Annotated in this window: 16 protein-coding genes and 1 other RNA gene; 7 read left to right on the top strand and 10 right to left on the bottom strand. The window is 54.4% G+C overall.

Features of this window, described 5'->3' with window-relative positions; genetic code table 11:
• Positions 1 to 67 precede the first annotated feature (67 nt).
• The 4 genes from ssrS (at position 68) to HQL52_01860 (ending at position 4,412) form a co-directional block, all read left to right on the top strand.
• Positions 68 to 229, top strand: a non-coding RNA gene (ssrS, locus tag HQL52_01875) — 6S RNA.
• Positions 230 to 469: 240 nt separating this feature from the next.
• Positions 470 to 2,950 carry a response regulator gene (locus tag HQL52_01870; GenBank protein ID MBF0368178.1) on the top strand — a complete coding sequence of 827 codons (2,481 nt, stop codon included), beginning with the start codon at positions 470 to 472 and terminating at the stop codon, positions 2,948 to 2,950.
• The gene (locus HQL52_01865) at positions 2,937 to 3,752 is read left to right on the top strand and encodes a hypothetical protein (GenBank protein MBF0368177.1); all 816 of its coding nucleotides are present in this window, start codon (positions 2,937 to 2,939) and stop codon (positions 3,750 to 3,752) included. Before HQL52_01870 ends, HQL52_01865 begins: the two co-directional genes overlap by 14 nt.
• 48 nt (positions 3,753 to 3,800) lie before the next feature.
• Positions 3,801 to 4,412, top strand: coding sequence for a hypothetical protein (locus tag HQL52_01860; GenBank protein ID MBF0368176.1), 612 nt, complete (start codon positions 3,801 to 3,803; stop codon positions 4,410 to 4,412).
• A 34-nt stretch (positions 4,413 to 4,446) separates the two neighbouring features.
• Here HQL52_01860 and HQL52_01855 read toward each other — a convergent pair whose 3' ends face one another.
• The 6 genes from HQL52_01855 to HQL52_01830 form a co-directional block, all read right to left on the bottom strand.
• Positions 4,447 to 6,105, bottom strand: coding sequence for a sodium:proton antiporter (locus tag HQL52_01855; GenBank protein MBF0368175.1), 1,659 nt, complete (start codon positions 6,103 to 6,105; stop codon positions 4,447 to 4,449).
• A 335-nt stretch (positions 6,106 to 6,440) separates the two neighbouring features.
• On the bottom strand, positions 6,441 to 8,324 hold the full coding sequence (locus tag HQL52_01850; GenBank protein MBF0368174.1) for a hypothetical protein: 1,884 nt from the start codon (positions 8,322 to 8,324) through the stop codon (positions 6,441 to 6,443).
• Between the two features lie 311 nt (positions 8,325 to 8,635).
• Entirely contained in the window at positions 8,636 to 9,502 is an 867-nt protein-coding gene (locus HQL52_01845; GenBank protein ID MBF0368173.1) for a hypothetical protein, read from the bottom strand.
• A gap of 9 nt (positions 9,503 to 9,511) precedes the next feature.
• Complete coding sequence (locus HQL52_01840) at positions 9,512 to 9,955, bottom strand: hypothetical protein (GenBank protein ID MBF0368172.1); 444 nt, start codon at positions 9,953 to 9,955, stop codon at positions 9,512 to 9,514.
• 62 nt (positions 9,956 to 10,017) lie between these two features.
• Positions 10,018 to 10,512, bottom strand: coding sequence for a prepilin-type N-terminal cleavage/methylation domain-containing protein (locus tag HQL52_01835; protein ID MBF0368171.1), 495 nt, complete (start codon positions 10,510 to 10,512; stop codon positions 10,018 to 10,020).
• Positions 10,509 to 10,976 carry a prepilin-type N-terminal cleavage/methylation domain-containing protein gene (locus HQL52_01830; GenBank protein MBF0368170.1) on the bottom strand — a complete coding sequence of 156 codons (468 nt, stop codon included), beginning with the start codon at positions 10,974 to 10,976 and terminating at the stop codon, positions 10,509 to 10,511. The genes HQL52_01835 and HQL52_01830 overlap by 4 nt, the downstream gene beginning before the upstream one ends.
• 322 nt (positions 10,977 to 11,298) lie before the next feature.
• On the opposite strand from HQL52_01830, the gene HQL52_01825 reads away from it, so the two are divergent.
• On the top strand, positions 11,299 to 12,939 hold the full coding sequence (locus HQL52_01825; GenBank protein ID MBF0368169.1) for a methyl-accepting chemotaxis protein: 1,641 nt from the start codon (positions 11,299 to 11,301) through the stop codon (positions 12,937 to 12,939).
• Positions 12,940 to 12,990: 51 nt separating this feature from the next.
• Here the strand turns inward: HQL52_01825 and HQL52_01820 are convergent, their stop codons facing one another.
• The gene (locus HQL52_01820; GenBank protein MBF0368168.1) at positions 12,991 to 13,239 is read right to left on the bottom strand and encodes a hypothetical protein; all 249 of its coding nucleotides are present in this window, start codon (positions 13,237 to 13,239) and stop codon (positions 12,991 to 12,993) included.
• 295 nt (positions 13,240 to 13,534) lie between these two features.
• Here HQL52_01820 and mobA point away from each other — a divergent pair, with 295 nt between their 5' ends.
• Positions 13,535 to 14,113, top strand: coding sequence for a molybdenum cofactor guanylyltransferase MobA (mobA, locus tag HQL52_01815; GenBank protein MBF0368167.1), 579 nt, complete (start codon positions 13,535 to 13,537; stop codon positions 14,111 to 14,113).
• A gap of 698 nt (positions 14,114 to 14,811) precedes the next feature.
• Here mobA and HQL52_01810 read toward each other — a convergent pair.
• A complete protein-coding gene (locus HQL52_01810; GenBank protein ID MBF0368166.1) occupies positions 14,812 to 16,077 on the bottom strand; it encodes a multifunctional CCA addition/repair protein in 1,266 nt (421 codons plus the stop codon).
• Positions 16,078 to 16,608: 531 nt separating this feature from the next.
• Between HQL52_01810 and HQL52_01805 the strand changes: the two genes are divergently transcribed.
• A complete protein-coding gene (locus tag HQL52_01805) occupies positions 16,609 to 19,545 on the top strand; it encodes a methyl-accepting chemotaxis protein (GenBank protein MBF0368165.1) in 2,937 nt (978 codons plus the stop codon).
• A 923-nt stretch (positions 19,546 to 20,468) separates the two neighbouring features.
• Here the strand turns inward: HQL52_01805 and feoB are convergent.
• Together feoB and HQL52_01795 are read right to left on the bottom strand one after the other, a co-directional pair.
• The gene (feoB, locus tag HQL52_01800; protein MBF0368164.1) at positions 20,469 to 22,607 is read right to left on the bottom strand and encodes a ferrous iron transport protein B; all 2,139 of its coding nucleotides are present in this window, start codon (positions 22,605 to 22,607) and stop codon (positions 20,469 to 20,471) included.
• A gap of 391 nt (positions 22,608 to 22,998) precedes the next feature.
• On the bottom strand, positions 22,999 to 23,490 hold the full coding sequence (locus tag HQL52_01795) for a cyclic nucleotide-binding domain-containing protein (GenBank protein MBF0368163.1): 492 nt from the start codon (positions 23,488 to 23,490) through the stop codon (positions 22,999 to 23,001).
• Positions 23,491 to 23,532: the final 42 nt, after the last annotated feature.

Here is a 23,532-nt window from a genome sequence, read left to right as displayed (position 1 = left end):
GTTGCGATAAAAATGGTTTACTTCTTCGCTCAACTGGTGTTTGATAGTAGACAGGAAAAAGAATGAGATTGTTCTGCGGCGTTTGTGAGGATCTGATCCACCTGAGCCGTTCTTTGTTGCTCTGGAACCACGCTCTGGCCGTCAAGGTTCGCCTGGTGCGGCCAATCGGGGATCCCCTTTACAATCGGGGTTCAGGCCAAGGAGGTTCCACGGCGTCCGCGGGACATTTTAAAAGACGTACGATACCTTCGTACGTCTTTTTGTTTTTTAAGTGGGTGGGGGGCTTTTCAGAACTTTCCCGTCTTCGTCCAAACATCCCGGCACCCTCCTGTTTTTACCCACACACACCCATGCTATCCCGTTTTAACCTACGTTCTGTTTACCCCATCCGCTGTTCCCGTGGCATTTTTTCCTGGTTGGATCGCTCTCCTTTGGCCTACTCACCAAACCTGACGTGGGCTTTGTCATCATGAATCCCCCAGACAAGGCCACTCTCAATACCATTAAACCAGGAGAGGAACCGATCCAAATCCTCCTGGTAGACGATCAGATTATCACCAAGGCCGTGTTGCAGCGGATGCTTCTGGATGAACCCGACATGGAGCTGCATTTTTGCAACCAGGCTACGGAAGCCATGGCAGCAGTGGCTCGGATTCGCCCCACGGTGATTCTTCAGGATCTTTTCATGCCGGGGATCGATGGCTTGACCCTGCTTTCCCATTATCGTGAAAACGCAGCCACCCGGGAGGTGCCGGTGGTGATGCTGACGGTTCAGGATGAGCCGGAAGCCAAGGCCCGGGCTTTTTCTTTGGGTGCCAACGACTATGTGATCAAACTGCCGGACCGGGCGGAGATGGTCGCCCGCCTGCGCTATCACGCCCGGGCAAGCGAAAACCGCCGACGATATCGCCGCAGCGAGGCGCGGTTTCGCAATTTATTCGCTTTTTCCAGAGAGGCCATTTTTATCGCCGATGCGGTTACGGGGCTGCTGGAGGAGTGTAACGAGGCCGCTGAAAAACTGATGGGTCAGGCCCGCCAGGAGCTGATCGGCCAACACCATACCCGGCTTCATCCCCCGGAAGAGACCGCTTTTTATCAGACTCTTTTCACAGGCACCGCTCAGTCCCGGGATGCTCATCCCCTTTTTATCCAGCGTGACGGTGACGCCTGGATACCGGTGGAAATTTCCTATGCCCACTTTGACGATGGGGAGCGGGAATTGGTCCAGGTGGTGATACGGGATATTTCCGAACGTCGGCGCATTGAAAAGCGTAACCAGCGGATTTTGCAATCCCGGACTGCCATCAACACCCTCCTGCGCTTGGGGTTGAAGTCGGGTCTTTTTGCCGAGCAGCTCAAGGTAGCCCTGGACCTGATCCTGAACGGCTCCTGGCTCGCCACGGCCAATAAAGGGGCCATTTTTCTCCTGGATGAGAAAGAGGAAGTCTTGAAGTTGGCGGTACATCGGGGTCTCAATAAAACCCTCCTCAATGTTTGTTCCCGGGTGCCCATGGGACACTGCCTTTGTGGACGGGCAGCCCACTCTCGGGAGATTCTTTTTGCTTCGGGTGTGGATCATCGCCACGACAACCATTTTCCCGATATGCAGCCCCATGGTCACTACTGCGTGCCGATCATCTCCAAGGATGCCATCCAGGGGGTGATTACCCTCTATCTGGCCCAGGGACACACCCAGGATCCGGAGGAGGAGGAGTTTCTCCTGGCTATGGCCAACTCCTTGGCCGGTATCATCGAACGCAATCGGATGGACAAGGCTTTGGAGCGGGCCAAGGAGGCGGCGGAAACAGCCAATGCCGCCAAAAGCGCCTTTCTGGCCACCATGAGCCACGAAATTCGTTCGCCGTTGAATGCCATCATCGGTATGGGGGAGTTGCTTCTTGAAACCGAACCGGATTTGGAACGGCAGCGCTACCTGAAGGTTTCCAAACAGGCAGGGGAGGCGTTGCTGGCCCTCATCAGCGATATTCTCGATCTATCCAAAATCGAGGCGGGGCAGTTGGATTTGATCCGGGAGCCCTTCAATCCGGCCATGGTGCTTGAGGGCAGTGTGTCCATTCTCACCCCCCGAAGCCGGGACAAGGGGTTGGCCCTTTCGTGTCAGGTAGCACCTGATCTGCCTCAGGAGGTGATGGGGGATGCCGATCGGGTGCGACAGGTATTGTTGAATCTTTTGGGCAACGCCATCAAATTTACCTCGGCCGGAGAGGTGGAAGCCCGTCTTTCCCCTGGGGAGGGGGATTACTTGCACTTTGCGGTCAGGGATACTGGAATTGGTATTCCCCAAGCCAAGCAGGGGCTTATATTTCAACCTTTTACCCAGGCGGATGCCACCACCACCCGACGTTTTGGGGGAACGGGGCTGGGGCTCACCATCTGTCGGCGACTGATCGAAAAGATGGGGGGGTGGATCCAGGTGGAGAGTGACGAAGGGGAGGGGAGTACCTTTCATTTTGAAATTCCCCTGCCGGTTTCAACGGCTACCACAGCGGAAAGCTCGCCACTTCCTGGCAAGGTGAGAGCCCTGGGAAAAGAAAGTGTTGGCGAAGATCAGACGGCTCCTTCCCTGTTGTTGGTGGAGGACGCTGATGACAATGTTCTGTTGATACAGGCCTACCTGAAAAAAAACCACTACCAGATCGAGGTGGCTGAAAATGGTCAGGTAGCGGTGGATAAATTTACTTCAGGGGTCTACGACATGGTCTTGATGGATATTCAAATGCCGGTGATGGACGGCTATGAAGCCACTCGGCGCATGCGGGCCTGGGAGGAGGAGAACGACAAGCCCCCCACCCCAATCATTGCCCTGACCGCCCACGCCCTCAAAGAGGTCACTACGCAAATTTTGGACGCCGGTTGTGATCTGCACCTGACCAAGCCAGTCAAAAAAAGCCGACTGTTGGAAGTTCTGTCCCGCTATGAGCCCTCCTGATATTCCTGAATCAAAACCCTTGAGGGAACCAAACCTGGCGGCATCAGGCGGAGGTGACCTGGAGGTAAAGATTCCGGTCACCCGGATTCTTTATTTTTTGTTGCTGGTGGAGATTGTTTTTTTTGGGGTGGACTGTCTGATCTATTTTAACGACATCATCGATTCCAGACATATCCGCAGATTATTGGACATCACCAAGGAGACCAACCTGCCCACCTGGTTTTCCAGCATTCAGTTCGTGGTGGTGGGGTTGGTGGCGGCTGCGGCTGCCCTGTATCGCTCCCACGAGGGGCGGGGGCGATTGGCTTTGGGGTGGTTGTTGGTGGCGCTTTTTTTTGTTTTTTCCGGGATCGACGATACCGCCATGATTCATGAGCGGTTGGGCTCATTTGCCGAGGATCTAGCCAAGGATGCCCGTGAAAAAAGTCTGTTTGTTCAGGCTATCGATGCTTGGCCCAGCTATTATTGGCAGATAGTGGTTTTGCCTTTTTTTATTGGATTTGGGCTCTTTATGACGGTTTTTTTCTGGCGGGAGCTGAAAGGTCGGGATGTGTGGGTGCTGTTTGCCGCAGGCCTGTTCTGTTATGCCGGTGCAGTGGCTCTGGACGTGCTGGAAGGAACCAAGGATTACAAGGTGTTGATGAAGGCCCTGTCGATGAAGTCAAAGGAGGTGCGCCACCTGATGCGCAGTGTGGAAGAGGTGACCGAAATGGTGGGGACCACCCTTATTTTGACCGCTTTTCTGGAAAATTGGCGGCGCTTGGCGGGTAAGGGGGGGGTTACCTTTCGGGTGGTGGGGTAAGGTTTTGCCTGTCGGACATGATTCGTAGCCAAACAGAAATTATCGTTGGTGAGGGAAGAAATGGAGGCACTTTGGGATTCGTTTGATGTTATTTTTCAGAAGGAGGTCTTGAGGTTTATCTCCTCCTTCGTTCTTCTTCTATTGGCATGGGGCGTTGGTCAGGGTCTGACAGTTTCCTGGAATATCCGTCAAAAGCAGAAAGAAAACGATTTAACCACGGCTCGTGATTTTCATCTGCTTTACGGTGAGTTTTTCGCTATCTGGAAGCTTTGGAACTATTTGATTCGTGATGTTGGCCCAAGTGAGCTTCCGGAATTATCCAGATGCGATTTATTGACTCGGATTTGTGAGTCCGAAGGGCGCCTTGAATCAACCCTGGTGCGCATTGCTTGTGAGCGAAGCCTGACGAATTCAGATATTGAAGTACTTGGAAAGTTTCGGCAACTTTACCAACAATTACGGCAATCCATTCGAGACAGGAAGCCACTCAAATGGGATTCTTCTGAACATCCTGATTATGTTGCATTTAAGACGTTGGCACCAAAAGTTGCGTCACTTATCGTAAACCACAGTGGGGCATCTCCTCAAGTTGAGGAACCATCAGAAGCTCTCAAAAAAATCACTTCGAATAAATGGGAGCACCATATCTATGGATTTTGATGGTGTTTGTTGAGACCTTTTTCTGTCCTGATAATCAAGTGAAGAAAAAAGCTGTCGCCGTCCAGCAGATGGCTGCCAAGCCTGCCGCTATGGAGGCGTTGGGGATCTGGGTTTTGACGTGATCCATCAGGTCACAGCCGGTACACATGGAACTCAATACCGTGGTATCCGAGATGGGGGAGCATTGATCCCCATAGACCGAGCCATCCATCACCGCCGCAAAGCAGATGGTCATGAAGAGCTGGGGGTGTTCGAGCCCAGCAGATTGGGCCACTGCCCAGGCCAGAGGCATGGCCAAGGGGAATGCAACGGCATAAGTCCCCCAGCTGGTGCCGGTGGAAAAGGCGATGATGATGGTGAGTACCTGCAAAATGACCGGCAGCAGCCAATAGGGAATCCGATCCCCCAACAGCTCCACCAGATAGATCGCCCCCCCGGCCTCTTTGCTGATGCCGCCGATGGTGATGGCCAGCAGCAAAATTACCGAACCCAGCAACACCCCTTTCATTCCTTCGGAAACCCCCCCCATCACATCGTGGAGGCTCATTCCCCTGAAAAGCGCCATCAACAGGGCGATCAGGAGTGCGGCCCCAAAGGCCCACCTCACCTGGGGGGAGCCAAAGGCGATGAAGGTGCCGATGGCAATGCCGATCAAGGTTAAAAGGGGGATGAAAAATTCAGCAACGTGAGGGGAATAACCCTCTGGAATATTACTGAATTGCAGCTCCTTGGCACTCAAGGGGCTGGCATCGGGGCCGTCCAACTCGCCTGTGGTGCGGGCTCGAGTGACCGCCTCACGCATCTGCCTGGACATGAAGGGGAGTTTGTCGATGGAGAGCAGGAAGGTGCTTAAAACGGCAAATATGGCGTAAAAACAGAAGGGGACACTGGCAAAAAAGAAGCTGATCCGGTCTCCTTCGGTGAGGAGAAAGGGAACGCCAGCCACGAAAATAAAGGCCTGCACATAGCCGGGCCAGGCGTTGAAAGCCAGTTGGGAGGCGATGGGGGAGGAGGTGGAGTCGACGATGTAGGAAAGCTCTTCGTGGCTGATGTTTTCCTTGTCGGCGATGGGTTTGACCGTGGTCCCCACCAGCACCGAACTCATGGTGCCTCCCTGGAAAAAAATCACCCCCAAAAACCAGGCGACCAGTTTCGCCGAGCGGGGTCCACGCACCACCCGCCGGGTCATCAGCTCTGCAAAGGCCTGGGCGGCTCCGGTGCGTGACCAGACCCCCATCAATCCCCCCAGCAACCAGAGATAGAGCAGCAATACCCCTGCGGCTCCGGTGGTAGCGAGTTGGGGCACCAAAACGTCATCGGTGATATCGGGTCGTCCCAATAGAAATGCCCCCGCCACAATACCCCCGAAGAGGGCGGTGACCGGTTCCCGGGAGACGAAGCAGAGGAGAACCGCCACGATGGCTGGGAGCAGGGACCAAAAACGCCAATGTTTTTTGGCGATGTGGTGTTTATAGAGGGTGTGGGTGGTCCCATCAATGATTTCGGTGTGGCTGACCACCTCCGACATCACCTGAGGGGCGGCTTCCTGTTGGTTGAGCTCAGCCAGAATTTCCGGGGTGAGGCGGGCTTCGTGGGCCGCTGTGATGTCCGGAAGATATTGGGGCTTACCCTTCTTGACATAATAGAGGTTCCCCTTCTCATCGCTCTGAACATCCAGGGTGACCGATTCCATGGTCCAGGTGGGGGTGACCCAGGCTCCGGCATAAAGGGCCAGAAGAGCGCCGACGACGAAAATCCAGGGGGTGGGGTTTTTCAGTCTTTTATCCATCGCCTGTGCCCTCAGAATAAAAAATGGAGAGGTGAAAATAGTCGCCAAAAAACGATTTTCAAAACCTTGACAGACTAACAGAGGTACAGCTTCCGGTCTACGAATTGGTCGAACGGGGGGATCATTCTTGGGAAATTCGGAAATTTAATGGTTGTGGAGGGAATAAGTGCCCCAAACATCAAAAAAAGCCCCCGATGTAGCCTGGGGGCTTTTTTTGATGATCGTGATGATCGCTGGCTTTAGAAGGTTTCTTTCCAGGAGCCTGCTTCGATGGCACCACCGGCAGAGCTATCACCGGCATAGCCCAGGGTTTCCAGGACTGTAGCGATGTCGTCGTTGAAGGTGAGGGCGCTGTTTTCACCAATGGTGACGCTGCCACCGCTCGCTACCGCTCCGGTAAATTCAACCCCGGTGCCCATGGTGACATCCGTGCCGTTATCCGGAGCCAGGATGATCGCCTTGGTGATGGAATAGTCGCCGATATCGACACTCCCAGGGGTGAGATAGGTGTAGATCAGAAGATCTTCCGCATCCCCACTGGAGTTGACCAGGGTATCGGTACCAAAAGTGGCACTCTGGGTGTGGAGGGTGACGGTCCCACTCGGGCTGATCTGCAGGATGGCACCATCTGCCAGAATCAGCTCTTCGATGTAATAGACACCGGGTTGCAGAATGACGGTCTGATTCGCTTCAACCGTCACCGTGCCATAATCTCCAGGAGGAAGGATGTTGCTGCTCTCTTCTACTTCTTCCTCCCCTTCACTGCCACCACCACCGCTGTCACCCTCGGAACATTCACCCAGCTCGTCACCATGGCCCAGATGACCATCGAGAGCGGAGGCGTTGACCGTCATCGTCTGCTCTGCAGGAGTGCCGGGTTGGTGGCAGATCGTTGTCTCTTCTTCCCCTTCACTGCCGCCACCACCGCTCTCTTCCGCTCGGGCATCCGAAATCAGGAGATCAAAAACCGTTGAGATTCGGTTGGCCAGGACATTTTTCTTGAGAGGCCACAAGCTGACAGCTGATCCACCGCCACTCTCTCCACCTTCACTGGCCCCACCGCCACTACCCCCACCGTCATCGGAGTCGGAGATGGTGACATCCCCATCCGTTGCGGAGCCGGGATAGCTGCCGAGGCTGTCAAAATCGATGGTTTCTTCTTCCAGAGGGCCGGATTCCGTCAGGATGTTGCAGGTACCGATATAGGCATTGGAACTGCTACTACCGCCACCGCTGGCTTCCCCTTCACTGCCACCACCACCGCTGTCACCCTCGGAACATTCACCCACCTCATCACCATGACCCAGATGACCATCCAGAGCGGAGGCGTTGACCGTCATCGTCTGCTCTGCAGGGGTGCCGGGTTGGTGGCAGATCGTTGTCTCTTCTTCCCCTTCACTGCCGCCACCGCCGGAATCATCCGCTCGGGCATCCGAAATCAGAGCGTTGAAAAAATCAGGCAAAAGTTCGACAAAAAGGGTGTCCATGAGGGGGGGCAGTCCAGCTGCCGAGCCACCACCACTGGTACCCCCTTCTGATTCGCCCCCTTCAGAGGCCCCTCCACCGTCAGAAGCTCCACCTCCACTGCCGCCCTCTTCACCGCCCTCTTCATCCCCACCTTCTTCAGCTTCGCAATCGATGACAGTGTTGTCATTGATGGTGACGGTGGCGTGGATTGTCAGGTTGGCTGGATCCTCCACCATGATGGGATGCGCCCCACTATCGGAGCCTGCGCAGGAGACCTCCACCTGGGTGATGCGTTGACCAATACCTTGAGAATAGGCGGTATAGATGTCGGTTTGACCAGCTGGGGTGGGGGTAAATGTGACCGTAAATTCACCCATGCCGGATATGGTTTGGGTCACATCCACGGAGCCGTCGCCGTTGACCACAGCGCCACTCAGGGTGTTGGGATCGCAGTCGTTGGCCAAAAGCTGACCGATGACGATCTGGGCCCCCGATTCCGCTGCGTCGAAGGAGTTGCTGCCCTCTACCACTTCCACCGAGGTTTTGGCACCCCCCACATACATCTTGGAGATGCTGATACCGATGGTTGCCACCACCACCATGACGATGATGGCGACGATGATGAGGGAGCCCTGTTGCGGGGTTTGGCGTTTCATGACTGTTTCCTTCAACTGGGGCAGATCCCAGGCCGGGCCGTTCACTATAAGAACCGACCGATATCGTTTGGGTTGACGGTGCCGCCTAACAAAAAAGATGCAAAACAAAAAAACGCAAAAAACGTAGCAAAAAACGTAAGTAAAAAAAATTTAGCCATTCCGCCCTCAATATAAAATTATTGATGGGGGATTGCAAGAAAAATGCGTGTTCCAGGGGGGGTCGCTGTTTTGTTGAAATCGTTGCCAATCTATTACAAAACAGTGAAATGGAGTTCAATATTTGCGTTGGAAATCGGTATGTGGATTTTATTTTACGTCTGTTCCCGCCAGTTGCCCAGAGTAAGGCTTGCTGGAGTGGATGTGCATGATTCAGGAGGGTTTTTGTCGAGGCAGGGGACGCTGAGGTTGAGTTCTTCTCCGCTGCTTACCCCTGAAAGCTTGATTTGGACGAATTTGATATTCTCAGGGTCGAGAATGCCGAAATCAAATGTATGTGAGCCGTTGCCTTCAAGGGAGGCTCTTCGTTTTTCATCAAAATCGTTGCTGTTGGACTTTAAACGCACTTCGATGGTGAGGGATCCGGTGATCTCATAATCGAAGGTCAGATAGATTGTCTCTCCGCTATAGCTGGGAAAGGAGAGAAGATTGTTATCGGACTTACTGGTGCCGTTTTGGGAAAAAGTAAAGCTGCCGTCGGCGTTGACGCTGTTGCTGCCGTTCATGCTCCAACTGGTGGGCGCATTGCCGCCATTGGCCAGGTTGCTGCCTTCGCCGTTGCCAGGCGTGCAGAGGAGTTGCCGCTCCACGGTGCGTTGGTTGTTGGTGGTGATGTCTACGGATTCGATCAGATATTGATTGGGTGTGGTGGCGGTTTGATCGGTGATGCGGGCGGTGATGGTTTTTTGATCAATGGGGAGTGACAGGGTGGTGACGGGATCCACGGTCACCCCTCCGGCCACCGCAGAGGGATCACAGTTGGCTTGGAGCAGGAGGCTTTCTACCAGCTTCAGGCCTGACTCACTGCCATCAAAGGCGTCGCTCCCTTTGACGCTCTGAACCATGATATGGCTGGTTCCCATCTCTATTTTGGAAACCGCCAAGCCAAGTGTTCCCGCCAAAACCATGATAACGATGGCTGCGATGAGTAGAGAGCCTTGCTGGCGGGAGGCTTTGGTCATCTCTTCACGTCAGTTTCTCATGTGGACTCCGGTCTGGAAGGGAATTTCGATGGTGCCACCCCCGGCAAAATCAGAGAGGGTGTACTCCAGAACGAATCGCAGCTGAACGTAACATTTGCTGGTATCGATGTTGAAAGTGAGACTGCCAGCCTGGATATTTTGGCCCAGGATATCGCTGTCCATGAAGATTTCAGTGTCGGTTTGGCTGAACTGGATGGTGTTGGCTGGAGAATCGGCATCGTCAAACTGGAGGTCGTCCGTACCCCCTCCTGGATTGGAGACAGTAGCGCACTGCCCTTCCTGCAGTTCACGCACCATGCGTTCCATGATGACGTGGCCCTGGTTGGAGAGAGGGACGATATCCCGGCTCATGAAATAGGACTTCATGGTGTTGCTGATCATGGTGGAGCCGACGCTGGCCAGGATGGACATGATGACGATCACCATGATCATCTCAATGAGACTGAATCCCCTTTGGGAATGATGGGCAGAAGAGTACCTGGGGAGGTGGCAAGTCATCGTACGAATACCCGTTGGGAGATGGCCAGGGTGTTACTGTCGGAAGAGGCAACTTTTACGGTTACCGTGACACAGCCATAGTCGGAGCTTGGGCTGGGAGCGGTGTCATAGTCGCAGGTAACGGTCGTTCCGGAGAGGGTGCCCTCACCCAGGGTGATCAACCGGTCGAAATTGATGTTGGCACCAATATCGAGATCGAGATCCCCTGGATAGTTGGTGCTGTTGATCCGATCAAATCCGGCAGAGCCGTTTTCATTGACATCACCATAGATCTCTTCGAGTACTTCCTGAGCCAAAAATCGGGCTTGGATATTTTCCCGGACAAAGGAGCTGGAGAGGGCCTCCATGAACATGGGGACGACACCGGCGATGGTGATGGAGATGATGACGATGAAGATGATCAGCTCAATCAGGCTGAAACCCGCTTGACGGTGTGCTTTAAAAATACGGCAGGTTCCCGGAACCTGTTGGAAGGGTGAGATGTTGTTCATTGGATGATCACCGCACCGGTATTTTTGATCACCACTATATCCATGCTGTTGCCATCGGCGGTTACAGTGATGGTTGTCGTGGTGCCACCAGGGTCTCCCTTGCCATCGAAGGTGATATCGGCAAAGGGGCTGTCAAAAGTCACATTTACCAGATCATCGCTGGCTATGGTGGAGCCGTCAGCATCCTGACGTATGAGATAGGAGTCGGAGTCTACATAGACAAAGGAGTGATCCTGGGTGGTTGCGCCCAAGGCCAGGGCATTGCCAGCCATGGCCAGGGATTGCGTATAACGGATCTCCTGGGCAACCTGCCTGGCAGCGGCATCGACATTGAGGAGGCTATCCGGGGCTCGATCCACGGCGAAAACGCTGATGATGCCGATGATCACCATCACCATGATCAGCTCCACCAGGGTGAAGCCGCTTTGGGAGGAGGGGGGGGGCGTTTTAAGCGGTGCAGCCATATACTTGAACCCAAGGATTTGCGGGGGTGTCGGAAGCGTGGGATATTTAAGATCTCTCCAACATTCCCCGGGTTTAGTCAGCCAGCCATGCCCGTGTGTTCGTTATCGATAATCTGAAATAAAGGCAATACTACGCCAGATATCTCCCATTATAAGGTATTTCCCGATAATTTTCCATGATATCGTGCCGGGTTCTCTCTACCATGTTTGGATGGGGGAGCGGTGCATTTGGTTCCTCTGTTTTGGATGCCTGAAAAATGGCGACTTGGAGGGGTGGGAATAGACCTCCGGGTCGCGGAAATACCGATAAGAGGGGTGGGTGATGGGGGAAAATGGATTTTTCAGAAATCTTTCCGTGGGCCAGCGCATGGGCATGGGGTTTGGCCTGACGGGGCTGATGTTTTTGGTGGTGGTGTGGCAATATCACACCACCCTGTATGAGGCCCTCAATCGCTATGACCATCTCATGGAGGTGCATGAGACCAAAAAAAGCCTCTCTTTGAATATCCACCGCTACATGCTGGAAGCCCGCCGTAGCGAAAAGGATTTTTTGTCCCGTAAGGATCATCAATATATAGAGCGTGTCGCCCGGCAGGTGGATTTGGCTCTTCAGGATGCCCGGCAGTTGCAGGGGATCGAGGAGCGGGCCGGGGGGCAACGGGTGGCCGAACGCATCCGGGAGCGGTTGGGGGTCTACCACAACGCCTTCAAACAGATCGTCGAAGCCTGGGAAATCAAGGGGCTCGATCACAACCAGGGGTTGCGGGGACGCTTTCGAGAGACCATCCACGCCGTAGAGGAAAAAGTCGGTCAATTTAAAACCAGCGCCCTCTATCTCACCCTGTTGCAGATTCGTCGGGCAGAGAAGGATCTGGGACTGCGCCGGGAGCAGGCCTATCTGAAGCGGGTAGTGGCTTTGGGGCAACAATTCAACCGGCAAGTTCAGGATTCAGGGCTTGTGGCGGCGGATAAAACCAGACTCAGCCAGGGGATGGAGCGTTATCTCAACCATTTTCAAAGCTATGCCGATGGTGTTCTGGCCGGGGAGGATATTGCAGGAGGAAAAGGGCTTTTTCGGGATGAGGCGAGAGAGCTGGAAGCCTTTATACAGGGAGCGCATGTGGCCGACCTGGAAGAGGATATTCTCTCTTTGCGCCGTCGGGAAAAGGATTATCTGATTCGGGGGGATGAACGTTATGCCCGGATGGTGCAGAGGGGGGTGGAGCGGGTTTCAGCCAATATCGCCGCTTCGAAAATCTCCTCTGATGATCGTTCAGCACTGCTGGCACTTCTGAAGCGCTATGAAACCGACTTTTTGGCCCTGGTGGAGCAGAATCACCAAATTGTCCGCTTGACCTCCCTGATGCGGGGGGCGGTGCACCAGGTGGAACCCTTGGTGGAGGCCCACGTGGTTGAGGCGGTGGCGGATATGGCTCGGGCTGAAAAGGTCACCCGGGCCAACTCCCAGTTCCGGACGACGTTTGCACTCTTCCTGGCAGCGACGGCCATCTTGGTGGGGGGGGTATTCTCAGTATTCATGACCCGCCGTATCACAGACCCGGTGACCACCCTGATTCGCCTGGCCGATCTCTTCAGTGGTGAAGAGCCCGATGATCAAGCTCCGCCGCAAAAGGATGAGATCAAGGCTCTGGCGGCGGCCATGGGGCGGATGAGCGGAACCCTGCGGGAAATATTTTTCGTTCTTTCCGAACATGCCGAGGATGAGTCTGAAATAGCCAAGGGGTTTGGGCGGTTGATCGTCGAGATGGAGCAGGAGGCAGACACCCTTCAGGAGCGCCTGCAAGCCTTGAGGAAGGGAAATGAGGCGGATGAAGATCTGAATCGGGTGCATCAATCAATGGCACACCTGCGCGACCTGATTCGGGCGGTGCGGGCGGGAAACAGCGCGGTGATGGAGATGTCTGAAGAGCTGGATGCTTTAGTGGACCGTTTTCCGGTGTAACTGGAAGAGGCCTCCGGGCCGGAGGGGAGGTTCCGACCCGGGGCGATGCTTTTACCAGAACCAGCTGAAGGGATTCCACCAGGTGCTGCCGTAATAGGGATAATAGCCACCGTAGTAGGGATAGCCTCCCCAGCCACCGGGATAGCCGTAACCGCCATAGCCGGGGTAGCCGTAGCCATAGCCGGGGTAGCCGTAATAGCCGCCAGGATATCCCCAATAGGCCTCACTGGAGGTTGGCGTTGTCATGACCGCCATTCCGAGTAGTGCGGCGATGGCCAATGCGGTGGCGCGTTTTTTCATGAGTCTTCTCCCGTTCAAATGATACCAAAACATGAAATCTCCGTTCTGATTCCGGTGATTGCCTGGCGTTGGTGTGCTCCCGAAATCATCACGCAGAGGTGAAAGCCAATGGTTTGGTTGGGCCTCAATTTCTTGGATTTTTGTTAGCGGATTTGGTTTCCTGTTTCAACACATTTTTTTTAGGTTGATTTGGCTGCTTCAGAGGGAAGTGGCCGTTTTTTTGAAAGGAGGTGGGATGAGGGAAACAAAGCAGTTCCAGCCTCTTTCCGACAGACCTGGAGAGGCGCTGGTTGGCGTGATTCTGGCGGGTGGGCTCTCCCGGCGGATGGGGGTGGAAAAGGGCTTGATTGCCTTTGGCGGCAAACCTCTGATCAGCCACGTTTTGGAGCGCCTTGGACCCCAGGTGGATCGGTTGGTGATCAATGCCAACGGCGATGCCAGGCGATTCCAGGAGTTTTCTCGGGAAGTGATCCCGGATAAAAGAGCCGACTATCCGGGGCCTCTGGCAGGGATGGAGGCAGCTTTTTTGGCAACTGATGCGGCTTGGTTGGTCACAGCCTCGGTGGATCTGCCCTTTCTGCCCCGTGATCTGGTGGCCAAGCTTTCGGCTGGGATGGGGGAGGGGCCGACAGCGGTGGTGGCTGAGAGCTGTCAGCGCACCCATCCGGTGGTGGGGCTGTGGCCCCGGAGCGTGCTGCCAGCCATCACCCGGGCTCTGGATGAAGGCCAGTTGCGGCTGATGCGATGGTTGACCCATCTGCCCCACCGTCGAGTGGATTTTCCCCTCTCAGCCACCGGTCGGGATCCCTTTGCCAATCTTAACTCACCAGCGGACTTCCGTCGTGCTGAGGGGTGGCTTTCGTCGGTGGATTGAATCTCTGTCAGCCCTGGGGGGGGCTGAAGCGACCCTTGTGACTCTCCCACCTCGGCATTTCTTTGATGAAACCAAAAGGCGATTTGCAACCGCTTTTTTCCTCCTTGTGCCATTTTTTGTCATCCCGTCAGACGATTGCAAAGAGACCAAAACCTTTCATAGCCCCAGCAGAACGTTAACTCATTCAATAGGCAGGATTTTCCCCCGGTTTTCCGCCGTATGAGGGAATGGGTGAGGGGGGGTGGGGCGGGTGTCGAAAAAGGTGAGTCAGGGCAGGGGGTTGGCGGGTTTATTCGGGGATGTCGGATTGTTTGGTGTTTGGCATTATGATTGCATTGATTATGGCAACAGCCAGAAAAGAGACCATCCACATCTCTTCCCTTCGCTCAGGCAACAGGGAAGCCGGATGCTCTCAACGGTAGCGAACCTCCCAGTTCCCATCGGGGCTGCATGATCATCCAGGATCGGTTTCCGACGTGGAGATCACAGCCAAACCGAACGGAATTTTGGGATGACGACTTCCGGCGCCGGAAGTGATTTTTCAATTTTGATCAAGTGCAGACCGCCCGGCGGATGCCAGGGGGATGGATTTCTCTCCGCCTGTTTTTGTTGGGCTCCTGAAGTGGATTCAAAAACGAAGCCGTTGATCCCTCCCGGGTAAACTTGCTGGCTTCGGATGCCTGATCTGCCTACCTGTTTTATTCCCTTTTGTAACGCCTCGTTGATTCTTCTGTGCTATCTGCTCTCTCTGCCAAGACTGTTTTGACCAACCGTACCCTTTCCTGGTGAAGCGCCTGGGCGAATTGATCTCCCTGGAATCCTTGGGCGAGCAGTTTTTGATGATCCACCTTTTGGCAGGCCTTTAATCCAGCCAGCAAAATGTCCCCTTCGGGATAGCCCTGTTTTTCTGATTGGCCCCGTCCCTGGGCATCGGCCTGGCAGACGGTGAGGAGATTTTGGAATCTATCCGGATGGCGGAAGGCATCGGTGGCGACCAGGAGCTTGACGATTTTTTTGGCCTGCATCTCCTCCGCCAAGTGACAGCGGATGTGAAAGCGGGCGGCCAGCACAGCCAGTTTGCGATAGGATTTGGGGGCTCGAAGCCGTTGGCAAAATTTTTCCACCAGTTGGCCCCCCACCTCATCATGTCCGTAGTGATGAGGGAGTTCATCCTTGGGGGTGGCTCCCTTGCCGAGATCATGCATGAGGCTTGCGAACCGCACCGGCAGGTGGGAGGATAATTCAGCAGCCCGGTCCAGCACCTCCAGAGTATGGACCCAGGCATCCCCTTCCGGATGGTGTTTTGAGGGTTGGCTCTGGCCAATGAGGGCGGCCAGTTCCGGAAAAATCACCGCCAGCCCCCGGCTGATGCGGAGGGTTTCGAAATACCGGGAGGGGCGGGGGGAGGCCAAAGCTTTGACTGTTTCCATCCAGACCCGTTCCGGGGTCAAATGGTCGAGTTCGCCGGAATCAACCAGCTGGGTCATCAGGTTCAGGGTGTCCGGAGCGATCTGAAATCCCAGGGCATGAAAACGAGCAAAAAAGCGTGCCACTCGCAGCACCCGCAACGGATCTTCCCCAAAAGCCGGGGAGACGTGGCGCAGAATTCGGTTTTTTAAGTCCTCTCTCCCCCCGAATGGATCGATGATGCGCCCTGTTTTATCCATGGCCAGGGCATTGATGGTGAGATCCCGGCGCTCAAGATCTTCTTCCAGAGTCACCCCAGGATCAAAGTTGACTGTAAATCCAAGATATCCCGGGCCGGACTTGCGTTCGGTACGGGCCAAGGCATACTCCTCCCCACTCTGGGGATGAAGAAAAACTGGAAAATCAGCCCCCACCTGCCTGAAACCCAGGTCGAGCATGGTCTGGGGGGTCGCTCCTACGACCACCCAATCCTGGTCGGAAACCGGTAACCCCAAGAGATGATCCCGGACTGAACCACCGACTTTGTAGGTTAACAATGGCCTCACGATTGACTCTCTCTTAATGTCGCTATCAGGAATGTTAGGCAAATATACAGCAGTTGCACTCTTGAAAGCTGGGAAAATGACGGATTTTTCTGACAGAAGAGGGAAGAGGGAAGAGGGAAGAGGGAAGAGGGAAGAGGGAAGAGGGAAGAGGGAAGAGGGAAGAGGGAAGGTAGGCGTTACACTTTCCAGAGAAAGATTTTTTTATAGGCCATGAAAACGGCTATTTATTAAAGATTTAATCGATGTGGGTGTATGTTTTTTCTTGTTGCATTTATTGGGATGATGTTGCAGTATTTTTTCGGTTGATAGGGGGGGATTCTAGACGCATCATCCGAATATGTCCTTTTTGCAGGATCACTTTGGCTGAGGACCGCTTGGCGATAACCCCCCTGTCTGCCCGTTACATTTCTATCTTTCATGCTTGAATATACACGAATTGGTTGGTTTCTTTGTTTGTAATCAATAATTTTTTCTGTTCCAGTCAATGAGGTCGGTCCACTATTTCGGTTATCTGGAGGTATCATGCTGAAGTTGGGTAACATCAAAATTCGGACGAAACTGATCGGATTCTTTCTGACGGTTGGTCTGATTCCCCTGACCATTGTGGGCTATATCTCCAGTGATCGGGCTGAAGAAGCCTTGATGAAGACTGCGTTTAATCAATTGGTCGCCTTGCGAGAGGTAAAAAAGAGCCAGATCGAAAAATATTTTGCAGAGCGGGAAGGGGATATGGGGGTGCTGGTAGAGACCGTCAACACCCTGCGCGAGGAATCCTTCCGCAAATTGGGGGCGGTACAGCAGATCAAAACCACCCAGATCAAAAATTATCTGGGCTCCATCAAGGAGGATGTCCAACTCCTGGCTGGCAATCACATGATGATTGATGGCCTGGAGGCTTTCGAGGCGGGGTGGGACCAGCTGGGTAGCAGCGTCACCTCAGAGCTGCAGCGGATGTATATCACCGAAAATCCCAATCCGGCGGGTCAAAAACATCGGCTGGATGCCAACACGGAGGATACCCTCTACAATCGGGCTCACGCCAAATTTCACCCCTGGATCCGCAATTTGCTGGAAAATCGAGGTTACTACGATGTTTTTCTGGTCAATGAAGCGGGCAAGGTGGCTTACACGGTCTACAAGGAGCTGGATTTCGGGACCGACCTGAATAGCGGTCAATGGCGGAATACCGACTTGGCTAAAATCTACCGTATGGTCTCAGACAATTTTCGGCCCGGTTATGTCGCTTTCACCGATTTTTCTCCCTACGCCCCCAGCGCCGGTGCTCCTGCCAGCTTTATCGCGGCTCCTATCTTCGATCATGCAGGCAAACGCCACGGTGTGTTGGTTTTCCAAATGCCCATCGACCGCATCAACGCCATCATGGGTGAACGCACAGGTCTAGGTAAATCGGGTGAGACCTACCTCATCGGTCCCGACAAGCTGATGCGTTCCGACTCCTTCCTGGATCCCAAATATCACACCGTGGCCGCCAGTTTCGCCGATCCCGTCAAGGGTAAGGTGGATACGGAGTCAGCCAGGCTTGCTCTCAGTGGCAAGCAGGGTGCGAAAGTGATCCTTGATTATAACGACAACCCGGTGCTTTCGGCCTATGCTCCCATAGATTTTCTGGGGGTGCGCTGGGCAATGCTGGCGGAAATCGACGTGGCTGAGGCTTTCAGCCCGGTGGATGATCAGGGCAACGAATTTTTCAAGAAGTATCAGGAAATGTACGGCTACTATGACGTTTTCCTGATGAATCCCAACGGCTATGTCTTCTATACCGCCACCCGGGAGGCGGACTATCAGACCAATATGGTGGATGGCAAATATGCCAGCTCCAACCTGGGTGAACTGACCCGCAGTGTGCTGCAAACCAAGCGTTTCGGCATGGCTGACTTTGCTCCCTACGCTCCCAGCAACGGCACTCCGGCGGCTTTCGTTGCGCAACCGGTGGTCCATAACGGCAAGGTAGAGCTGATCGTGGCCTTGCAGCTACCCCTGGAGGCGATCAATTCCATCATGCAGATGCGGGTTGGCATGGGTGAATCCGGTGAGACCTATCTGGTGGGACCGGACAAGCTGATGCGCTCCGACTCCTTCCTGGATCCCCAGGGCCATACGGTTGCAGCCTCCTTCGCCGGTAGCGTCGCCAGCAACGGGGTGGATACCCAAGGGGCTACGGAGGCGCTTTCCGGACAGGTGGATGCCAAGGTGATCGATGACTATAACGGCAACCCGGTGCTTTCCGCCTATACACCCCTCACGGTGGGCGGTATCACCTGGGCGCTTCTGGCTGAGATCGACCTGGCAGAGGTGGAACAGCCCATCAATGCTTTGATACTGGCTCTGACCATCGCCGCTTTGATTGTTGCCGGTATCGTTGTGTTAGTGGCTGTGATGATCGCCAACACTCTGGCCAATAACATTACTGGCTGTTCCGGCAATCTGAGTAAGTTAGCCGACGGTGATCTCGGTATTACCTGTGCTTCAGAAGATCAGGATGAACTGGGTCAGCTGACCAACGATCTGGGGCTCCTGGGTCAAAAGCTGCGGGAGGTGGTATCGCAAATTTCCGTCGCTTCCGGTCAGGTGTCGGGGGGCAGCAACGAACTCTCCGACAGCGCCCAACAGCTCTCCCAGGGGGCCACCGAGCAGGCGGCCTCCATCGAGGAGACCTCCTCGGCCATGGAGGAGATGGGTTCCAATATTCAGCAAAATACCGACAACGCCCAAACCACTGAAAAGATCGCCTCCAGCGCCGCCAACGATGCCCAGGAGGGGGGTAACGCGGTGAATGAAGCGGTCACCGCCATGAAGGAGATCGCCAGCAAAATCGGCATCATCGAGGAGATCGCCCGGCAGACCAACCTGCTGGCGCTCAACGCCGCCATTGAGGCTGCCCGGGCTGGTGAGCACGGCAAGGGATTTGCGGTGGTGGCGGCTGAGGTTCGCAAGCTGGCTGAGCGGAGTCAGACGGCTGCCGGTGAGATCGGACAACTCTCCACCTCCAGCGTGCAGGTGGCGGAGCGGGCCGGGACGATTATCGATAAGCTGGTACCCGATATTCGCAAGACCGCCGAGCTGGTTCAGGAAATTTCCGCTGCCAGCTCCGAGCAGAATACCGGTGTGGCCCAGATCAACCAGGCCATCTCCCAGCTGGATCAGGTGATTCAGCAAAATGCCGGCGCCTCCGAAGAGATGGCCGCAACGGCTGAGGAACTCTCTTCCCAGGCCGATATGTTGAGTGACGCTATCAGCTTCTTCAAGTTGGATGGCAACACTTTGGCCGGCATGCCCCAGCAGGGTGGTGGGCAACCCCGGAGAGCCCCAGCTCCTCAGGCTGCTGCTCCCAGGCGTGCACCAGCCAAAGCCCTTCCGGATCATAGCGGCGGAGGTGGTGGTGGCGTGAGCCTGGATTTGGGCGGTGGTGGATCTGACGACGAGTTTGAAAAGTTCTAGACGATTCGTTTCAATCCAACGGCTGAATCAATCAAAAAAAGGGTGGGCACGCTATCTACGGTGCCCACCCTTTTTTTTGTTGGATGACCCCTGAAGGGGGGTGATTCATATATTGCAGTTCTCTCTGAAAATTGGACACGATTCCCTGACTCGTCATCCCCGCGAAAGCGGGGATCCAGGGAGATCGTGATGGCCTTCAAGAAAAGCCCATACTAATTCCGGTTCAGAAGGTGAGTCGAACAAAACAAACGTTTAGCCACAGAGGACACGGAGAACACAGAGAAAACCAAAATCGAGCCAAAACGCGTTCCAGGTAGTGTTCGGAATATTCAGCTGTTTTTCATGATTATCCTCTGTGGCCTCTGTGTTCTCTGTGGCAGATTTTTCGGTTTTGAATGAAGATCAAACAATGGCCTTAAGCTCATCGTTTGAGCCAGAATTAGTATGAGTTGATTTGAAAGTCATGGGGATGATTTTTTTGTCTTTGGTTGTTCAATCTGAGCGAGCAGGATTTGGCGGATCTTGCCACCTATCTGAGCGCCCAGATCGTTCCGGTGGAGGAGGGGGGTGCCGTGGAGGGGGAGTCCCTTTATCCTAAATCCGGCAGTTGGGCCTGTGCGGCTGGTGCAGGATATTGGTTCGCATAGTGAATTGGGAGAAATCGCCGTCACCTGATTGGTCACAAGACTTTCTCCCGATTGGCTTGGTGGATCAAGAGGCTGGGGCATGTGCGTACGCCCAACTGCCGGATTTAGGTTTATGGGGGGTCCGTTTTTTCCCGCTGTGGGGAGGCAGCTGGTGGAACAAAAAAAGCGTCCCCCAGGCTGTTTGCCAAGACCAGGGTGACGCCTTTTTTGTCTGAAAACATCCACTTTTCCCACCCCTCGAAGGTGGGGAGAGTGGGGTTCCTCACATCGCTGACCTTATGCCACATACCCCCCTAAAGAGACGATGCCAAAAGCCAGTACCCAGGCGATGCTCAACGAAAACACCACCGAAAATCCAGCCCACCCCCAGCTTTTCGTCTCCCGCTGAATGGCCGCGATGGTCGAGAGGCAAGGGGAGTAGAGCAGGAGAAAAACCATCAGGGCAAACGCAGTGAGAGGGGCCATGGCATGGGAGATTTCCTCCCGGAGGGAGTCGGAGCCCTCTCCATGGCTGCCTTCATCCTGGGCATAAAGCACGGCATAGCTGGCCACCACCACCTCCTTGGCAAAAATACCGGTGACGATGGCGACGGCATCCTTCCAGTCAAACCCCAAAGGCTCAAAAACCGGGCTGATGGATTGGCCCAACACCCCCAGATAGCTTTTTTCCAGCCGCTCCTGATGACGCTGCCGCTTAAGCTGGCTGATGGTTTCAGCGGTCTCAGGGGTGGTCTGCTGGGAGGAAAGGCTGGCAATCTGCCCTTCATAGTCGGTGCCGAAGGGAATCTCCTGGGGAAAGGCCTGTAGGAACCAGATGATGATGGAACCCGCCACGATCACCCCTCCCACCATGCGGACAAAATCGTAGGCTTTTTCCCAAATGTGGAAGAGAATCGATTCCCAGGTGGGGAGCCGATAGGGGGGAAGCTCCATGACGAAGGATTCCTTGCCGCCGTGAATCACAAACCGGCTCAGAAACACCGATGCCCCCATGGCCACCACGATGGAGATGATATACATGGAAAAGATGACCAGTCCCTGGCGATCTGTAAAAAAGGCGCCCGCCAGAAGAATAAAGGCCGGCAGCCGCTGGGAGCAGGACATGAAGGGGTTGATCAGAATGGTGATCAGCCGGGAGCGGGGGCTTTCGATGGTGCGGGTCGCCATGACAGCAGGCACATTGCAGCCGAACCCCATCACCAGGGGAATGAACGCCTTGCCGTGGAGTCCGAAGATATGCATCACCCGGTCCAGCAAAAAGGAGGCCCGAGCCATATAGCCGGTTTCGTTGAAGAGGGCTAAAAAGAAAAAGAGAATCAGGATATAGGGTAGGAAAACAATCACTGCTCCCACACCGGCAATCACCCCCTCTACCAGGAGATCGTGCACCAGCCCCGCAGGCAGGATGGCGCTTACCCCGCTGGAAAACCACTGCACACCGGAGTCGATCCATCCCGCAGGAAAGTTACCCATGGTGAAGGTGGTTTCGAACATCAGCCACATCAAAAACAGAAAGAGGGGCAGTCCCAAAAATTGATGCAGCAGGAAATGATCCACCTGCCGGGTCCACTCCATGCGCTTGGCCGGATCTTCCACCGTGGTACGGGTTTCGGAAAGGAGGCCGTTGATAAAGCCGTATCGGGCATAGGCGAACATGGTTTCGCACTCATCGCCATGGGAGCGCTGTAGATCGAACCGCTCCCGGCGGACCATTTCGATGAGTACCGTGTGGTCCGCTTCCTGGCGCTCCAAAAATTCATCGTCCCCCTCCAGGAGTTTGATCGCCAGCCATCGGGTTTGATGGCTGTCCATCTCGTCCGGGTGGAGTTCGGCGATCAGCTGTTGCACATTGGTGACCGAACTCTCCAGATGGCTGTCATAGGTGATATCCACCGGTTGGATTTCGTCATGATGGGGGCGGGCAATAACCGCATCCATCAAGGCTTCCAGCCCTTCACCATTGCGTGCGGAGGTCTCTACCACCGGGCCGCCCAACATGCTGGAAATCTGATCAGTAGCCAGCCGGATGCCCTTTTTATGGGCTTCGTCGATCATATTCAGAGCGTAGACCGTGGCTTGCCCCATTTCCAAAAGTTGGGTGGTAAAAAAGAGGGAGCGCTCCATGTTGCCCGCATCGAGAATGTTGATCAGGACATCCGCTTTTTCAGAATGGAGAAATTCTCGGGCCAAGCGCTCTTCCGGAGATTTGGAGGTGAGGGAGTAGATTCCCGGCAGGTCCAAAAGTTGGATGGTGTGGCCTTTATATTCAAAAACCGCCTCCTGAATATCCACCGTCACCCGGGGATAGTTGCCGATGTTGGCATTGGCTTTGGCGAGTTTGTTGAAAAGTGTCGATTTACCGCAGTTGGGATTGCCGATCAACCCCACTGTGATGGTGCGCTTGGTGTTTTCCATCTTTCTTTCCGTCCCCCTTTGGACGTAAACCGTTTTACTCTTTACGCCAGATGGTCGCTTCCAACCTGAAATGTCTACTTTGACATATCGCTAAAGGCGTCCAACGCCAGCCTTGAAACAGTTGGCGGATCGATCGAATAAAGAGGTGTTTTCAAATGGCTGACCTGTCGTTCGAAAGGAGGCTTTGGAAAACGGCCTCTCCATCGCTCGAAGAAACGAAGCATGGTCTTCGTACTGAGGAGAAATGTCAACTGAAACCGGGGAAATGACGGGAAAATAAAGAGTTAAAGATGGCTTTTCAGGAACATCTGCTGATTGGCTGGATGGTCTGCGGGCTTGTTTTTGCTATCGCTCGGTCTGTTGCCCACCACTTCCATTGAGAAGGGCTGATCTATGGGCCGGATTGGGCCTCCCGCAACGCCTTGGTGAGCACCTGGTTGGCCATATCCGCTCGGGCCTGGTTGGTGTTCATGTCATCCAGACGCTTGATCAGGATTTCTATCAGTTTGTCTTTGATTTTGATCTGGGTGTCACAGGGCATTTTGACCAGGGTTTTGTCGTCGATACGAAAAACCGTTACCTGGTTGATCGCTATGACGTTGGTGGCCCGGGGGCGGGAGACCAGAAAGGACATCTCACCAATCACGGCTCCAGCGGTGAGCTGTATCAGCTCCTTTTCCCCCTCAGCGCAGTTTTTGGTGACTTTGACATCCCCGGTGACCATCACATAGAGGGGGTAGGTCTCTTCCGGCCCTTCCTTGATGATATAATCACCGGGCTGATACACGGAAAAAAAGCTGTCATCTTTCAGAATGAGCTTTTTTTCCTCTTCGGTCATATCCCAGAAAAATGGGATTTGTTCCAGCAGTTCCAGAATGACCATGAAACTCTCCCCCTTCCCCGGTTTGTCGTTTCAGTCGGCCTG

It is taken from the genome of Magnetococcales bacterium, from assembly GCA_015232395.1.
In the GTDB taxonomy this organism is placed as follows: Bacteria; Pseudomonadota; Magnetococcia; order Magnetococcales; family JADFZT01; genus JADFZT01.
This window is presented reverse-complemented; position numbering and strand designations above follow the sequence as displayed.

What these genes read in the sequence shown, in the direction of transcription:
- HQL52_01870 (MBF0368178.1), top strand. Translation starts at nt 470, where the DNA reads ATGAATCCCCCAGACAAGGCCACTCTCAATACCATTAAACCAGGAGAG.
- HQL52_01865 (MBF0368177.1), top strand. Translation starts at nt 2,937, where the DNA reads ATGAGCCCTCCTGATATTCCTGAATCAAAACCCTTGAGGGAACCAAAC.
- HQL52_01855 (MBF0368175.1), bottom strand. Translation starts at nt 6,105, where the DNA reads ATGGAATCGGTCACCCTGGATGTTCAGAGCGATGAGAAGGGGAACCTC.
- HQL52_01850 (MBF0368174.1), bottom strand. Translation starts at nt 8,324, where the DNA reads ATGAAACGCCAAACCCCGCAACAGGGCTCCCTCATCATCGTCGCCATC.
- HQL52_01845 (MBF0368173.1), bottom strand. Translation starts at nt 9,502, where the DNA reads ATGACCAAAGCCTCCCGCCAGCAAGGCTCTCTACTCATCGCAGCCATC.
- HQL52_01840 (MBF0368172.1), bottom strand. Translation starts at nt 9,955, where the DNA reads ATGATCATGGTGATCGTCATCATGTCCATCCTGGCCAGCGTCGGCTCC.
- HQL52_01835 (MBF0368171.1), bottom strand. Translation starts at nt 10,512, where the DNA reads ATGAACAACATCTCACCCTTCCAACAGGTTCCGGGAACCTGCCGTATT.
- HQL52_01830 (MBF0368170.1), bottom strand. Translation starts at nt 10,976, where the DNA reads ATGGCTGCACCGCTTAAAACGCCCCCCCCCTCCTCCCAAAGCGGCTTC.
- HQL52_01825 (MBF0368169.1), top strand. Translation starts at nt 11,299, where the DNA reads ATGGGGGAAAATGGATTTTTCAGAAATCTTTCCGTGGGCCAGCGCATG.
- HQL52_01820 (MBF0368168.1), bottom strand. Translation starts at nt 13,239, where the DNA reads ATGAAAAAACGCGCCACCGCATTGGCCATCGCCGCACTACTCGGAATG.
- HQL52_01805 (MBF0368165.1), top strand. Translation starts at nt 16,609, where the DNA reads ATGCTGAAGTTGGGTAACATCAAAATTCGGACGAAACTGATCGGATTC.
- feoB (MBF0368164.1), bottom strand. Translation starts at nt 22,607, where the DNA reads ATGGAAAACACCAAGCGCACCATCACAGTGGGGTTGATCGGCAATCCC.
- HQL52_01795 (MBF0368163.1), bottom strand. Translation starts at nt 23,490, where the DNA reads ATGGTCATTCTGGAACTGCTGGAACAAATCCCATTTTTCTGGGATATG.